We start from the raw sequence: 13462 nt of genomic DNA, 5'->3' as shown, positions 1-13462 counted from the left end.
AATCAATGGCTCGTATCAAGCGTGCAGTCAACGCCAAGAAGAAGCGCCGCACCGTCCTTAACCGTGCAAAGGGCTACTATGGTGCCAAGTCCCGTTCCTACACCGCTGCAAAGGAACAGGTCCAGCACTCTCTGCAGTACCAGTACCGCGATCGCCGCAACAAGAAGCGTGAGATCCGTCGTCTGTGGATCACCCGCATCAACGCCGGCGCCCGTCTGAACGGCATGAGCTATTCCGCCTTCATGAACGGCCTGAAGAAGGCCGGCGTGGAGCTGGACCGCAAGGTGCTCTCCGACATGGCCATCAACGACCCCGCGGCTTTCACCGCCATCGTCGAGGTCGCCAAGAAGGCCCTGTAAGCTGTTCTAAGCTTAACAATGTTGAACACCCCGCTTGGGAATCCAAGCGGGGTGTTTTGCGTTAGGTGACCTGTTTCAGGCTGTAGATACGAAAAAAGCGCCCCAAGGCGCTTTCCACGTGCCATGCTATCGCGTAGCGCTTAAAGCGCTTACGATGCCTCCAGCTCTTCGTGCGTTCCGGACAGCGTGCGCCCGATATAGGTGCGGGCGGCAGCGGATGCGGTGCCGGTGTAGCCGGCCTGAACCTCGATGCCGGCTGCTTTCAGGGCCGTCTCCGAGGTCGGATCGATCCTGTTGACGATCATGACGCTGACGTCAAGGTCTTTCAGAACCTGGGCCAGCTGAGCCGGAGGGAACGAAAGGTTGGGCATATTCTGGCAATCGGCGAACATGCCACGGTCAACGCGATAGCACATGAAACTTGAACTGCGTGCAAATCTTGGCGCCACATCAAGCCCCTGGCAAGCTACCGCTATGCGCATGGCGTCCTCCCTCCTAAAGACGATATACACTTTACCGATAGATTACCGGGCGGTTATGCGCCGGCCCCCTAACCGGCGCAATAGCATCTGTTAGCGGCGCCTGTTGCGCTGGTGCGCAACCTGGGCGCGATGGGCGCGTCCAGGGCGGAAATCGCCGCCTTGCGCACCGGATGCGCTGTTGGTCTTGGCGCGGTTGGCGGAAGCGTTCCTAGAGCCGTTGCCGCGCTTTTGCTGCGAGCCGTGATCGGCGTTGCTGTGCTTCCTTGCGGCGTGCGCCGTCCCGCTTGCGGGCTTTTCGGCCGCCTTGCGGCCGCCTCGCTTGGCGCGACGGGTGTTCACCTCTTCGGCCTGCGCGGCCTCGCGCGCCTTGTTCTTCCTGCGCGTGCGGGCGGCCTGCTCCTTCTTAGCTTGCTGGATCTCGGGATCGCGACGTGCCTCGGCGCGCTGTGCTCTGGCAGCGGCCTCGTTTTCGGCTTCATGCATGTCGAAGTTCTCAAGCTCAAGCTCGGGGATGGTGCGCTTGAGCAGCTTCTGGATATCGCGCAGCGCGTCGGCGGTTTCGGGACTGACGAAGCTGACGGCGAACCCGGAAGCGCCTGCGCGGCCCGTGCGGCCGATGCGGTGCACGTAGTCCTCGGGCTGCGTGGGCAGGTCGTAGTTCACCACATATTCCACTTCCTCCACGTCGATGCCGCGTGCGAGCACATCGGTGGCAACCAGCACGTCGGTGGTGCCGTTGGCGAAGTTCTCAAGGGCGCGGCGACGTTGGTTCTGGCTGCGGCTGGAGTGGATGGCCTCGACGGAGTACCCGACCTTCTTCAGGCGGCGGCACGTGGCGTCCGCGCGGCTTCGCGTGCGGCAGAACACGATGACGCGCCTGTGGCCGCGCTCCTTCATGAGGCCCTTGAGCAGCTCGGGCTTCACCGCTTGCTGCACGTGCATGACGTACTGCTCCACTGTGTCGGCGGTCTCGCCCTTGTGGGCGATCTCGACCATGGCGGGGTCGTGCAGCAGCTTGCCGGCCGTGCTCATGATGGTGCGGTCGATGGTGGCGCTGAACAGCAGGGTTTGACGGTTTTGCGGCGTGGCGCCGATGATCTTGCGCATGGCCGGCCAGAAGCCCATGTCGAGCATGCGGTCGGCTTCGTCGAGCACGAGCACTTCCACGCTGCTCAGATGCGCGGCGCCTTGGTCCATAAGATCGACCAGACGGCCCGGCGTGGCGATGAGCACGTCGACGCCGCGGTTGAGCGCCTGGATCTGCGGGTTGTAGGAAACGCCGCCGACTACGGTGAGGATGCGATGGTGCGTGTTCTTGGCGATGGTGCCGCACACCTCGCCGATCTGCTCGGCAAGCTCGCGCGTGGGGGTTACCACCAGCATGAGCGGTCCCTTGTTGCCCTTGGCATGCCCGAGCTTGTCCATGGTGGGCAGGCTGAACGCGGCGGTCTTGCCCGTGCCGGTCTTCGCGGCGGCGATCAGGTCGCGGCCTTCGAGCACCTTGGGGATGGCCTGCTCCTGCACAGGGGTGGGGGTGCTGTAACCCAGCTGGGCCACAGCTTGCAATGCCTGGCCCGAAAGGCCGAGGTCGTCGAAATGCGTCATATAAGGTAGATCCTTTCCAGATGCGCGCGGCGTTATCGCACGTGCGCGGGTTTATGACCCCAATAGAATTGGAGGAAGTGCTTCTTGTACAGCGGGTTTGCCGGGTCTTTCTCAGCATTGGCAAGCTCTATGGCGGCGCACGCTATGTCGCGTGCAGCGTCTGGATGGCGAAGGAAGCTGCCGTTGACCAGCATCGACCGCGCGCTCTCGGGGCTGCGGGAGACGTGTCGCAACGCTTCGAGCAGCTCTCGCCAGGTGGTGACGTGCATGGCAGCGCCGTGGGCGGTGAGGAGCCTGACGTTGGCGTTTTCCTGACCGTACGCACGGCCGAGCAAGATCATGGGCGCCTGCGCGCACAGGCATTCGGTGACGGTAAGGCCGCCGGATTTGCAGATGACCAAATCCGATGCCGCCATAAGGCCTGCCATGCCCTCTACGTACTCGAGCACTGTCACGCAATCGGAGATGCCCAGGTCGCTGCAGGCCCTTCGCAGATGGCCGGCGTACTCGGCGTCGTTTCCCGCGACGAACACGAAATGCAGGGTATCGCTGAACGTGTGCAGATACGGCAGCAGGTTGTCGAGCGCCGTGCGGAAGTGCACGTAGGGCCGGGGCAGATAGGCCCCGGCGAGCGCCAGCACGATACGCTTGTCCTGCGGCAGGTCCAGGCGTTGCCGGGTTTGCTCGCGGTCATAGCTTGCGCGGAAATCCTCGCGCGTGGGGATGCCGGTGATGCGGATGCGCTGCTCGGGCACCAGACGCGGGCGCAGCGTTTCGGCCATGCTTTCCGTGGCCACGCAGAACAGGTCGGTCGACAGATGCGGCCACAGGCCCTCGGTCTCGTAGTCGGTGGGAACGCACACGATGGGGAAGCGCTGTCCGGTGAGCATGCGCGCCGCCACCGCGACGTTGGCTGCGGTGATGTGCGTGCATATGATGGCAAGCGGGCGACGCTTGCGCACCAGTTCGGTGAACTTGCCGTACATCAGGTGCGACCAGATGCTCCCGCCGCCCCATAAAAGCCTGCCGGTAAGCGTAAAACGCCACGTCAGGTCGTATATCGGGCGGGTGGGGCCGGTGAACATGGAAGCGGTTTTGTCGCCATCGAACACCACGCGGCCGTAATCGAGCACATCGAGCACTTCGACCTCAAGACCATCGGGGAGCTTTGGCACAACGGGGAAGGCCTCCGTGGGCTGTTCGCGTCCTTCGGCCTGCTCGGCTTTCATGTATTCGAAGGCTTGGGCTACGGCATTGGCCGCGCTGCGATGCCCCGAGCCCACCGAAGCGTGCATGACGATGACCAGCGGTGCGGCCTGCTCGTTGTGCGGATCGGTTTCTGCGGGGGTAGCGATGATGGTTGCCCTTCCCTTCAAGATAGCGAAAAAGCCGGCAAGCCGGCTTTCACTAATAAGAAGGGCCGGTACTCGACCAGCCCTAGCGTACGAATGGTGCCCCCAACGAGAATCGAACTCGTGTCTCAGCCTTGAAAGGGCCGCGTCCTGACCTCTAGACTATGGGGACGGGTTGCGCTTCCGTGTCGAAAAGCAGCCCGTTTAGTATGCCAAAAAGCAATTCGTTTCGCAAGACCCGATTGCGGGGTTGTGCATATTTCTTACACAACTTTGCCCTATTTCAACATACCGGATGGGCACGCTCGGCGCAAACCCCCGTAAACTGATGATCGTCGATGAGGGCGTGAAACGATCGGGTGCATTGGCCTGCGCTGATGGGGGACGCCCTTCTCGACGGGAAAAGGGGGACACGGGAAGCCGTCGGCCTACTTCGCGGCGCTTGAGCGCCCGTAACGCTCGTAGGCTTCCGTGACCTCGATCTCGTACTGCTTGCGGTTGCCCTTGACCACCGTGTCCAGGATAAGCCCGCACGCGAAGCACAGCAGGCCCACGAACACCAGGCCCACCGCCAGAAGCGCCGTGGGGAGCTTGGGCACCAGGCCCGTGGCGGCGAACTGCGCGATGACCGGCACGCCGGCGACCAGGCCCAGCACCACGAACAGCAGCGCCACCCAGGAGAAAAGCGCCAGTGGCTTGTAGTCCTTGAACAGCGACATGATCATCATGAGCACCTTGAAGCCGTCGGAGAAGGTGGAAAGCTTCGATTCCGATCCCTCGGGGCGGTCGCGGTAGTCGATGGGCACCTCGGCGATGCGCCAGCGCTTGTCGACGGCGTGGATGGAAAGCTCGGTTTCGATCTCGAAGCCCGGCGAGAGCACGGGCATGGTCTTGGCGAACACCTTGTTGTAGGCGCGGTAGCCCGTCATGACGTCGGAGAACTCGAAACCGTAGATGGCCTTGATGAGGAAGCGCACCAGGTCGTTGCCGAAGCCGTGGAAGGCGCGGTCGTTCTCCTCGCCGTAGGTGCCGTTCGAGAGGCGGTCGCCCACCACCATGTCGGCCTCGTCGGCGAAAAGCGGCGCGAGCAGGGCCGGGGCGGCCTCGGCGGGGTAGGTGTCGTCGCCGTCGACCATGAGGTAGGCATCGGCGTCGATGTCGCGCATCATCTGGCGCACGACGTTGCCCTTGCCCTGGCGGCGCTCCACCTTGACGATAGCCCCGTGGGCGCGCGCGATGTCGCCGGTGCCGTCGGAGGAGTTGTTGTCGTAGACGTACACGGCCGCCTCGGGCAGCACGCGGCGGAAGTCGTCGACCACCTTGCCGATGGTGACGGCCTCGTTGTAGCAGGGTATGATGACGGCCACGCCTTTGCCCGTGAGGGCGGCCTTATCGGTTTCAGTCACCGGGCGCTCCTTCGTGAAAGTTGAATGCACAATTACTAGCCATGCTACTCGAAACCGCGCGGTTTCGCTATGTGAATGCCGTGCTTTCCGCAGTATATGCGCGGATGGCGTGGGATTGTTGTGCCGATGGGGCAAGGGGTGCCATAATCGACGGGTTGCGCTGAGAGCGCTTTTCGTCTGCCGCGCGGGTCGTTCGGCCTGCTGCCGGTGCCGTGCTCCGGCATTCAAGGTTGGCGGCGCGTGCGTGACGGCATTTGGGAATGTACCGAGCCGGGCCTTGCTCGAAGGCCCGGCGGATGCGGGATGCCCCCGCTTGCGATGGAGAGGAGCCCTGCGTGAAGAAGCTTATCGCGCAGCTTATGAAGTTCGGCGTGGTCGGCGTGATCGCGTTCATCATCGACTACGGCCTGCTGGCCCTGCTTACCGAGGCGTTCGGCGTGAACTACCTGGTCAGCGCCACCATCTCGTTCACGGTGTCGGTGGTGTTCAACTACGTCGCGTCGATGCGCTACGTGTTCACCCATAAAGAAGGCATGTCCCGTCGCCGCGAGTTCATCATCTTCGTGGTGCTGTCGGTCATCGGCCTGGGTATCAACAACGCGTGCATGTGGGCGGGCGTCGAGCTTCTGAGCGTGCATTACCTGATCACCAAGATTTTCGCCACCGCGATGGTCATGGTGTGGAACTTCGTCACCCGCAAGATCTTCCTGGACGCCGGCGATGGGGCGCAGGGACAGCAGGCTTAAAACGAAGCGGCGCGAGCCTCGACGATGCGACCCTGATCAAGGCTTTCGTCTGGCGGGTGAGTGCGTCCGACGACGAGGTGCTCGTGACGCTGAACTACGACGTCGAAAACAACGAACCCGCCAGACTCGACGTCCTGCGGGTTCGTGCAAAATGCAAATGGTGCCCTAGGCAGGGTTCGAACCTGTGGCCTTCTGCTCCGGAGGCAGACGCTCTATCCAACTGAGCTACTAGGGCGTATCCATCGATTATACGCTACTATCGCCCGAATGGGCCCGAAAAAGAAACGAGTGTGAACATGACCGAAACCATCACCATCGAGCGCATGGGCTACGGCGCCGAAGCGGTCGGACATCTGCCCGACGGCAAGACCGTGTTCGTGGAGGGCGGCGCCCCGGGCGATGTGGCAAGCGTGGAAGTGGTGGAGGACAAGCCCACGTTCGCTCGCGCCCGTATCGCCAAGCTCGAGCAGCCCGGCGCGTGCCGCGTGATGCCGAAGTGGGCCGAGCCCGCGGCAAGCGGCGCGGCCCCGTGGCAGCATATCGCCTACGACGCGCAGCTTGAGGCAAAGCGCGCCAACGTGGTGGCCGCGCTCGCCCGCACGGGCGGCTTCGGCGATGCGGCGGCGGAGCTGGTGGCGCCGTGCCTGCCCTCCAAACGCCAGTGGGGGTACCGCAACAAGCTGGAATTGGGCGCGCAATGGGATGCGAAGGGTACGTTCAACCTGGGCTTTCATCAGGAGGGCAGCCCTGATGTGATGCAGGCGTTGTCCTGCCCGCTGGCGCATGACGCCATCGCCAAGGCGCCCAAGGCGCTGCGCGGGGCGCTTCGCTATCTGCAGGGCTCCGATGACCTGGGCATCTTCCGTGTGGGCGTGCGCACGAGCGTGCGCACCCGCGAGACCGAGATCGCGCTGTGGACGCGCCCGTCGGGCTTCCCGCGCGCGGCGGCCGCCAAGATGCTGAAAAGCTCGCTCAAGGCCACGAGCGTGGTGCGCGTCATCGCCGACCCCGGCAAAGCGCGCAAGATCAAGGGCCTTGAGGTGCTCGACGGCAAGGGCTGCTGGCAGGAGCAGCTGCTCGGCGCGCGCTACGTGGCGCATGCGCCGTCGTTTTTCCAGGTGAACACCGCGCAGGCCGAAAAGCTCATGGAGCAGGCCATCCGCATGCTCGGCGGAAACGTGGGGGAGGACGGTCCGGAGGGGCTCGACGGGTTGCTCGTCGCCGACCTGTACGCGGGTTGCGGCACCTTCGGCGTGGCCATGGCGCGCGCCGGCGCCGACGTGATCGCCGTGGAGTCTGCGGCGTCCTCGGTGCGCGACCTGCGCCGAAACGCCGATGAGAACTACGTCGACATCGACGTCATCGGCGGCGACGCGGCTCGCGAGCTGCCCGAACTGGGCGGCCTTGATGCGCTGGTGGTCGATCCGCCGCGCGCGGGCCTTGCCGACGGCGTGCCGGCAGACATCGCCGCTGCCCGCCCGGGGCGCGTGGTCTACGTAAGCTGCAACCCCGCAACCTGGGCGCGCGACGTGTGCCGCTTCGAGGACGTGGGTTATCGCTTGGAGCGCGTTCAGCCCGTCGACTTGTTCCCGCAGACCTACCACGTGGAGCTGGTCAGCTGCTTCGTGCGCGGCTAAGCGCCAACGCGGTTGCGCCGGGGCCGGGCGGGCGATGCCTGCGCAGCGCCGCGAAGCCGGGCACACGCGGGTTGCAAGTCGCGGGGCCTGGCGGATGCGCGGTCGGCTTGTGCGGGCCGAAGGTTGCTGAGCCCGGGGCTGCGGCTGGAAGGCGGCGAGGCCCGGGTTCGCGCGGAATGCGGGGCGACTGCATGGCGCCTCCGAGCCGCTTGCCGGCGCCCCGGCCCCGTTTGTGCGTTCTACGGTTTTTCCCCGCAGGCATTTTCAGGTTTCGCCGCGCCCGGTCCCAAGCTGCTAAACTACACAACACGAGATTCGTTTAAAGCAACGCCCGCCTTCTGCGCGGGCGTTTTCGCGAAGGCCTCCGGCAAACGTCGGGGCACGCTTGAGAAAAGGAGAAGTCCCATGGCTTTGTACACTCCCGCGTATCAGCCCACCGGCGATGAGATCGCCGTCATCAAAACCTCCAAGGGCGACATCCGCGTGCAGCTGGCGGGCAAGGACGCCCCCATCCACGTCGGCAACTTCGTCGAGCTTGCCACCAAGGGCTTCTACGACAACCTGAAGTTCCACCGCTACGTGCCGGGCTTCGTCATCCAGGGCGGTTGCCCCAACACGCGCGACCTTGATACCGACCAGGTCATCGCCGCCGCCGGTAATCCCTTCGCCGGCCTCGGCACCGGCGGCCCGGGCTACTGCATCAAGGAGGAGTACTCCACCAACCCCAACAACCACCATGCTGACGGCGCGCTGGCCATGGCCCGCAGCCAGAACCCCGATTCCGCGGGTTCTCAGTTCTACCTGTGCCTGGGCGCCCAGCCCATGCTGGACAGCGGCTACACCGTGTTCGGCCAGACGATCGAGGGTATGGACGTCATCGCCCAGCTTCGCGTCGGCGATGTGATCGAGGGCATCGAGATCGAGAACGCCGCCGAATAACCTGCTAACCGCAGCATTCCGAAGCGTACAAGATAGCGAAGGATCCAGATGAACAACCAGTTATTCCAGCAAGCCCGCGCAGCGTATGCGCAGAAGGACTTCCAAGGCGCCTTGGAAGTCTACCAGCAGTGCTTGCAGGACGAGGCCAGCCCCCTCGCCCCCGGCGAGATGGGCCAGCTGTACCACCAGATGGGCAACTGCCTGGTGAAGCTCAAGCAGCCCAACGAGGCAATCCAGGCCTACGGCCAGGCCGTGGCCGACGAGGCCTACGACGCCCGCGGCGGCGTGCATTACAACCTAGGCATGGCCTACGCCGCCCTGCACGACTACGAGGATGCCGTTGCCAACTTCGAGGCGGCCGCTTCCGATGCGAAGTACGATTCCGCCTACAAGGCCTACACGGGCATGGGCAACGCGCTTCTGAAGATGGGCAAGACCGCCGAGGCCGGCGTGGCGTTCCGCAACGCCGCCCTTGACGAGGCCAACCCCGACCCCACCAAGGCGCTGCTGAACCTGGGCGTGTGCTTCATGGCCCTCAATCGCGCCGCCGATGCGGTGTCGTCCTACGAGAGCGCCCTGCAGTTCGACATGCAGCCCGAGATGCGCAACCGCCTGTACGCCAACCTCGGCCAGGCCTACGTCGCAACCGGCCAGATGCAGAAGGCCGTCAACGCCTTCGAGGAGTCCATCGCCGACAAGACGTATTTCCTGTCCGACTCCGCAAGCGTCGATTATCAGCGCGCGGTGGCTGCCGTCGCCCAGGGCACGTCCGAGATCACCCAGGTCATGGCCCCGGTTTCGGTTCCCGGCGGCGCAGCGCCCTCCGATTCGGCGGACCTTTCCGGCATCGATGTGGCAGCCGACGGCTCCGCCATGTACGCCGAACAGGACCCCTACGCGGCCCAGCAGGCCGATCCGTACTATTACGGCGACCCCTACGCCGCCGATGCCGGCCAGTACGGCGCGGCAGCGGGCGATGATCGCTTCTTCAGCGCCTCCGACGAGGAGCTGGAGCAGTGGTCCAAGGGCGTTGCCAAGCGCGATCGCAAGCGCCGCAACGTGGGTCTGAAGATCTTCGTGGTCATCATCCTGCTCGTGGTGGCGGCCTTTGGCGGCGCGCTGTTCATGTACACGCAGGGTTGGGGCTACCCCAGCCAGGACAGCGTGGCAACGCAGCTGTTCGCCGATCCGGATAACGCCTCCGCGCTGTATTCCGCCGAGGTAAGCGACACGTCCGCCGCTTCCATGACCAACTCGCTCGTGAAGGATTCCGCACCCACCATCAACGCCGTGGAGAAGTCCATGACCGATTCCACCGTGTACGTGACCGCTGAAACCGACGGCGGCGGGCAGATGCAGTACAAGCTGTCCATGGTGCGCGACCTCATCGGTTGGAAGGTCAGCAACGTGGAGCTGTACTTCCCCAGCCAGAACTAACGGCTTGACGAGCTGCTGGTTTCGCGTTCGGGCCTGTCGCCAAACGGCTCAATGCGCAGTCAGGCATCGAAGCCGCAACCAAGGTAACCTGCGCCCGTGAAAATGGGCGCTTGGGATAAGAGATAAGAAGAAAGGTACCAATCATGGCTATCCAGAAGACCTACAGCATGATCAAGCCCGACGGTGTGCGCAACGGCCACATCGGCGAGATCGTCAACCGCTTCGAGCGCGCCGGCCTGACCGTCGAGCGCATGGAGCTGGGCATGGTGACGCTTGATCAGGCCAAGGCCAACTACGCCGAGCACGAGGGCAAGCCGTTCTACGACGGCCTCATCTCCTACATCACCTCCGGCCCGGTCGTGAAGATGGTCATCTCCGGCGAGGGCGCCGTCGCCAAGGTGCGCACCCTCATGGGCGCCACTAATCCGGCCGAAGCTGCCCCCGGCACGATTCGCGGCGATTTCGGTCTGATTATGGACGAGAATGTTATTCACGGCTCCGACTCCCCGGAGTCCGCTGAGCGCGAGATCGGCATCTTCTTCGCATAAGCCGACCGGCATCCTGCAACTGTGGAGGCCCTTTGCCCGCTCAAGCGGGCAAAGGGCTTTTTGATTAGGCGGGATGCTGGAATACTGTTCGCGCGTGTTGCCATCGGCACGCTGCCTTAAGGGGGTGGCAGTGCCGCCTGCAAGCGCCCTGCGGGTGCTTGTGATATCGGAGCCCGCAATGCCGTAAGACGAGAAACGGATGAAACATGCTCTATCGAGTTTTCGACGCCGCGGAGCTACCCGCATTGGTGTCGGCATTCATGGATGGCTACGAGGTTGTGGCCCCCGTGAAGCGCGGTGCGCACTATTCGTTCGAGGCCATCAGCTCGCCTGATGAGATGGACCTGGCCTACGACACCACGCTCGCATCGCCGAAGCGCTACTTCCTTCCTCCCACCGAAACGCTCATGCGTTACAACGCCGCCACCAACGAGGTGGCTGATTTCCAGGAGGAAGTGGTCCCGCGCGTGATCTTCGGCGCCCATGCGTGCGACATCAACGCCATCAACCGCTTGGACCTGGTGTTTAGCGACGGGCGTTATCCCGATCCGTACTATAAGGCCCGCCGCGCCGCCACGTTGATCGTGGGCGTGTCGTGCAGCCCCGACTCCGATTGCTTCTGCAACCTGTGGGATGCCGACGAGGCGCGTTTCGGCTATGACCTGTTCCTTCATCGCCTGGGCGATAAGTTCCTGGTCAGCATCTCCAGCGTCGAGGCCGCCAACATCCTGGAGTCCGCCGTCGACCTGCGCGATGCCACCAACGAGGACCGTATCGAGTTCCGCCATGCCACGCGTGCGCGCCAGGCGGCGTTCAATCCTGAAATCCCCGAGATCCAGGACGTGGCCATGCTCATGGACGCGTTCCACTCCGACCCGTTTTGGGAGGAGCTGGGCAGCAAGTGCCTGGCCTGCAACGCCTGCGCCGCCGTGTGCCCGACGTGCTTCTGCTTCGATATCCAGGACGTGCTCGACCCCGACGGGCAAACCGGCGAGCGTCAGCGCATCTGGGATGCGTGCACCTCGCCGCAGTTCGCCGTGGTGGCCGGTGGGCATAACTTCCGACCCACGGGCCGCGAGCGCGTGCGCCATCGCATGTACCACAAGCTCAACGGCTTTCTGGCTACCTACGACCGCATGCTGTGCGTGGGCTGCGGACGCTGCGTGAAGGCGTGCAAGGCCGACATCAACCCCATTCGCGTGCTGGAGTTCTTCGAGAAGAAGGGGGCCGAAGGTGCCTGCTAACACCGATTTCAACCCCGTGGTTGTATCGCCGTATCACGATGAGCCGGCAGCCATGACGGGCCAGGAGCTCATGGCCGCCAATCCGTATCGCCCGTGGCCGGCGCGCATCACGTCCATCACCGAGCTGACGGCAACCGAGAAGCTGTTCGAGTTCCGCCTGATCGACGAGCGCATCCGCGAGGCGTTCCGCCATGAGCCGGGCCAGTTCGTCGAGCTGACCATCTTCGGCGTGGGTGAGGCTCCCATCTCCATTTCGTCAAGCCCCTCCAAACGCGGCTTCATCGAGCTGTGCGTGCGCCGTGCCGGTCGCTTCACCGAGGCGCTGCACAAGATGCAGTGCGGCGACATCGTGGGCATCCGCGGGCCTTTCGGCCGCGGCTTCCCGTTCGAGGAGATGAAGGGCCACGATATTCTGTTGGTTGCCGGCGGCCTAGGCATTGCGCCGCTTCGCAGCCTCATCAACAACATCCACGACGAGCGCAGTGACTTCGGCAAGGTAACCATCATCTACGGTTCGAAGAACCCCTCCGAGGTCATGTTCCGCAACCAGTTCGAGATGTGGCGTCATCGCAAGGACTTCGACCTGTACCTGACCGTCGACAACCCCGACGACACCTGGGATGGCGAAGTGGGCCTGGTCACCAAGCCCTTCGAGCATCTTGAGATCAGCCCGGCGAACACCTTCGGCGCGGTGTGCGGCCCGCCGGTGATGTACCGCTTCGTGGTCGCCGAGATGCGCAAGAAGGGCATCAGCTACGACCATATCTACATGAGCTTCGAGCGCCACATGAAGTGCGGCATGGGTAAGTGCGGCCACTGCCAGATCGGGCATCAGTACTGCTGCATCGACGGGCCCGTGTTCAACTATTGGGAAGCGAAGAACATCCAGGGGTCGATGTAGATGGGAGGCACGAACATGGGATGCGGAAACGACGAGCGCCAGGCGCGCGACCTTTCCCGCGTTGTGGTGATCGGGCTTGCCAGCTGCTTCGGCTGTCAGCTGCAGATCACCAACGTCGAGGAGCACCTGACCGACGTGCTCGGCCAGATCGACCTGCGTTATTGGCAACTGGCTTCCAGTGAGCCCATGCCGGAGGAGTTCGACGTGGCCGTCATCGAGGGTGCCGTGACCACCGAGGAATCCGAGGCCACCGTGCGCAAGCTGCGCGAGCGCGCCAAGTGCGTCATCGCCTTGGGCGCCTGCGCCGCAACGGCGGGCATCCCCGGCATCGCGTCGCGCAACTTCTTCAAGCGCCCGAGCCAGGTGTACAAGGACGTGCCGGCGGCATGCGGCTCCATGGTGGTGCCGCGCCCGGTGGGCGCGGTCATCGATGTCGACTACACGGTGCGCTGCTGCCCGATCGACACCATGGATTTCATCGACGTGCTGCAGCGCGCGCTGTACGGCTCGAACAAATTCGACCGCACGGGCACCATGTGCGGGCAGTGCAAGCGCAACGGCACCGACTGTTTCTTCGACCAGGGCCAGCTGTGCCTGGGCCTGGTGACGGTGGCGGGCTGCGGCGCGAAGTGCGTGAACCTCGGGCGGGCGTGCAACGGCTGCCGAGGGCTTTCCCCCGATGCCAACCTTGAGGCCGCGCGCGCCGCGTGCGAGCGCGCGGGCGTGGACCCGGACGATTTCGACGAGGCGCTGGCGCTGTTCAACCAGGTTGAACGCGTGCAGTCGGCGCGCGAATAGGAGGCGAA

13 protein-coding genes and 2 tRNA genes are annotated in these 13462 nt (G+C 64.1%); 9 read left to right on the top strand and 6 right to left on the bottom strand.

Annotated features, from left to right (window positions below; genetic code table 11):
* Positions 1 to 5 precede the first annotated feature (5 nt).
* Positions 6 to 359 (top strand): 50S ribosomal protein L20, encoded by a 354-nt coding sequence (gene rplT / locus SFHG_RS05335; protein WP_042434636.1) that lies wholly within the window; start codon positions 6 to 8, stop codon positions 357 to 359.
* A gap of 149 nt (positions 360 to 508) precedes the next feature.
* On the opposite strand, the gene SFHG_RS05330 is transcribed toward rplT, so the two are convergent.
* The 5 genes from SFHG_RS05330 to SFHG_RS05310 all read right to left on the bottom strand — a co-directional run bounded on the left by SFHG_RS05330 (position 509) and on the right by SFHG_RS05310 (position 5204).
* On the bottom strand, positions 509 to 841 hold the full coding sequence (locus SFHG_RS05330) for a NifB/NifX family molybdenum-iron cluster-binding protein (RefSeq protein ID WP_042434633.1): 333 nt from the start codon (positions 839 to 841) through the stop codon (positions 509 to 511).
* A 90-nt stretch (positions 842 to 931) separates the two neighbouring features.
* On the bottom strand, positions 932 to 2446 hold the full coding sequence (locus tag SFHG_RS05325; protein WP_042434631.1) for a DEAD/DEAH box helicase: 1515 nt from the start codon (positions 2444 to 2446) through the stop codon (positions 932 to 934).
* Between the two features lie 32 nt (positions 2447 to 2478).
* Positions 2479 to 3822: an MGDG synthase family glycosyltransferase gene (locus tag SFHG_RS05320; RefSeq protein WP_238318274.1), complete on the bottom strand. Its 1344-nt coding sequence runs from the start codon at positions 3820 to 3822 to the stop codon at positions 2479 to 2481.
* A 73-nt stretch (positions 3823 to 3895) separates the two neighbouring features.
* Positions 3896 to 3970 (bottom strand) — tRNA-Glu (locus SFHG_RS05315).
* Between the two features lie 256 nt (positions 3971 to 4226).
* The gene (locus tag SFHG_RS05310) at positions 4227 to 5204 is read right to left on the bottom strand and encodes a glycosyltransferase family 2 protein (RefSeq protein ID WP_042434628.1); all 978 of its coding nucleotides are present in this window, start codon (positions 5202 to 5204) and stop codon (positions 4227 to 4229) included.
* Positions 5205 to 5539: 335 nt separating this feature from the next.
* Here SFHG_RS05310 and SFHG_RS05305 point away from each other — a divergent pair, with 335 nt between their 5' ends.
* Complete coding sequence (locus tag SFHG_RS05305) at positions 5540 to 5950, top strand: GtrA family protein (protein ID WP_042434626.1); 411 nt, start codon at positions 5540 to 5542, stop codon at positions 5948 to 5950.
* A gap of 158 nt (positions 5951 to 6108) precedes the next feature.
* Here the strand turns inward: SFHG_RS05305 and SFHG_RS05300 are convergent.
* Positions 6109 to 6185 (bottom strand) — tRNA-Arg (locus SFHG_RS05300).
* A gap of 61 nt (positions 6186 to 6246) precedes the next feature.
* Between SFHG_RS05300 and rlmD the strand changes: the two genes are divergently transcribed.
* The 7 genes from rlmD to SFHG_RS05265 all read left to right on the top strand — a co-directional run bounded on the left by rlmD (position 6247) and on the right by SFHG_RS05265 (position 13454).
* Positions 6247 to 7587, top strand: coding sequence for a 23S rRNA (uracil(1939)-C(5))-methyltransferase RlmD (gene rlmD, locus SFHG_RS05295; protein ID WP_042435256.1), 1341 nt, complete (start codon positions 6247 to 6249; stop codon positions 7585 to 7587).
* 405 nt (positions 7588 to 7992) lie between these two features.
* The gene (locus tag SFHG_RS05290; RefSeq protein WP_042434623.1) at positions 7993 to 8526 is read left to right on the top strand and encodes a peptidylprolyl isomerase; all 534 of its coding nucleotides are present in this window, start codon (positions 7993 to 7995) and stop codon (positions 8524 to 8526) included.
* 48 nt (positions 8527 to 8574) lie between these two features.
* Positions 8575 to 9963, top strand: coding sequence for a tetratricopeptide repeat protein (locus SFHG_RS05285; protein ID WP_042434621.1), 1389 nt, complete (start codon positions 8575 to 8577; stop codon positions 9961 to 9963).
* 143 nt (positions 9964 to 10106) lie between these two features.
* Positions 10107 to 10511: a nucleoside-diphosphate kinase gene (ndk, locus tag SFHG_RS05280; RefSeq protein WP_042434618.1), complete on the top strand. Its 405-nt coding sequence runs from the start codon at positions 10107 to 10109 to the stop codon at positions 10509 to 10511.
* Positions 10512 to 10717: 206 nt separating this feature from the next.
* Positions 10718 to 11755, top strand: a complete 1038-nt coding sequence (locus SFHG_RS05275) for a 4Fe-4S dicluster domain-containing protein (protein WP_042434616.1) — start codon at positions 10718 to 10720, stop codon at positions 11753 to 11755.
* The gene (locus tag SFHG_RS05270) at positions 11745 to 12656 is read left to right on the top strand and encodes an FAD/NAD(P)-binding protein (protein WP_042434614.1); all 912 of its coding nucleotides are present in this window, start codon (positions 11745 to 11747) and stop codon (positions 12654 to 12656) included. The genes SFHG_RS05275 and SFHG_RS05270 overlap by 11 nt, the downstream gene beginning before the upstream one ends.
* A gap of 15 nt (positions 12657 to 12671) precedes the next feature.
* The gene (locus tag SFHG_RS05265) at positions 12672 to 13454 is read left to right on the top strand and encodes an NADH-quinone oxidoreductase subunit B family protein (RefSeq protein ID WP_187364751.1); all 783 of its coding nucleotides are present in this window, start codon (positions 12672 to 12674) and stop codon (positions 13452 to 13454) included.
* Positions 13455 to 13462 lie beyond the last annotated feature (8 nt).

The organism is Senegalimassilia anaerobia JC110, from assembly GCF_000236865.1.
GTDB lineage: Bacteria > Actinomycetota > Coriobacteriia > Coriobacteriales > Eggerthellaceae > Senegalimassilia > Senegalimassilia anaerobia.
This window is presented reverse-complemented; position numbering and strand designations above follow the sequence as displayed.

Bases quoted from the DNA above. Each gene is read 5' to 3' on its own strand.
- rplT (WP_042434636.1), top strand. From the start codon at position 6: ATGGCTCGTATCAAGCGTGCAGTCAACGCCAAGAAGAAGCGCCGCACC.
- SFHG_RS05330 (WP_042434633.1), bottom strand. From the start codon at position 841: ATGCGCATAGCGGTAGCTTGCCAGGGGCTTGATGTGGCGCCAAGATTT.
- SFHG_RS05325 (WP_042434631.1), bottom strand. From the start codon at position 2,446: ATGACGCATTTCGACGACCTCGGCCTTTCGGGCCAGGCATTGCAAGCT.
- rlmD (WP_042435256.1), top strand. From the start codon at position 6,247: ATGACCGAAACCATCACCATCGAGCGCATGGGCTACGGCGCCGAAGCG.
- SFHG_RS05290 (WP_042434623.1), top strand. From the start codon at position 7,993: ATGGCTTTGTACACTCCCGCGTATCAGCCCACCGGCGATGAGATCGCC.
- SFHG_RS05285 (WP_042434621.1), top strand. From the start codon at position 8,575: ATGAACAACCAGTTATTCCAGCAAGCCCGCGCAGCGTATGCGCAGAAG.
- ndk (WP_042434618.1), top strand. From the start codon at position 10,107: ATGGCTATCCAGAAGACCTACAGCATGATCAAGCCCGACGGTGTGCGC.
- SFHG_RS05275 (WP_042434616.1), top strand. From the start codon at position 10,718: ATGCTCTATCGAGTTTTCGACGCCGCGGAGCTACCCGCATTGGTGTCG.
- SFHG_RS05265 (WP_187364751.1), top strand. From the start codon at position 12,672: ATGGGATGCGGAAACGACGAGCGCCAGGCGCGCGACCTTTCCCGCGTT.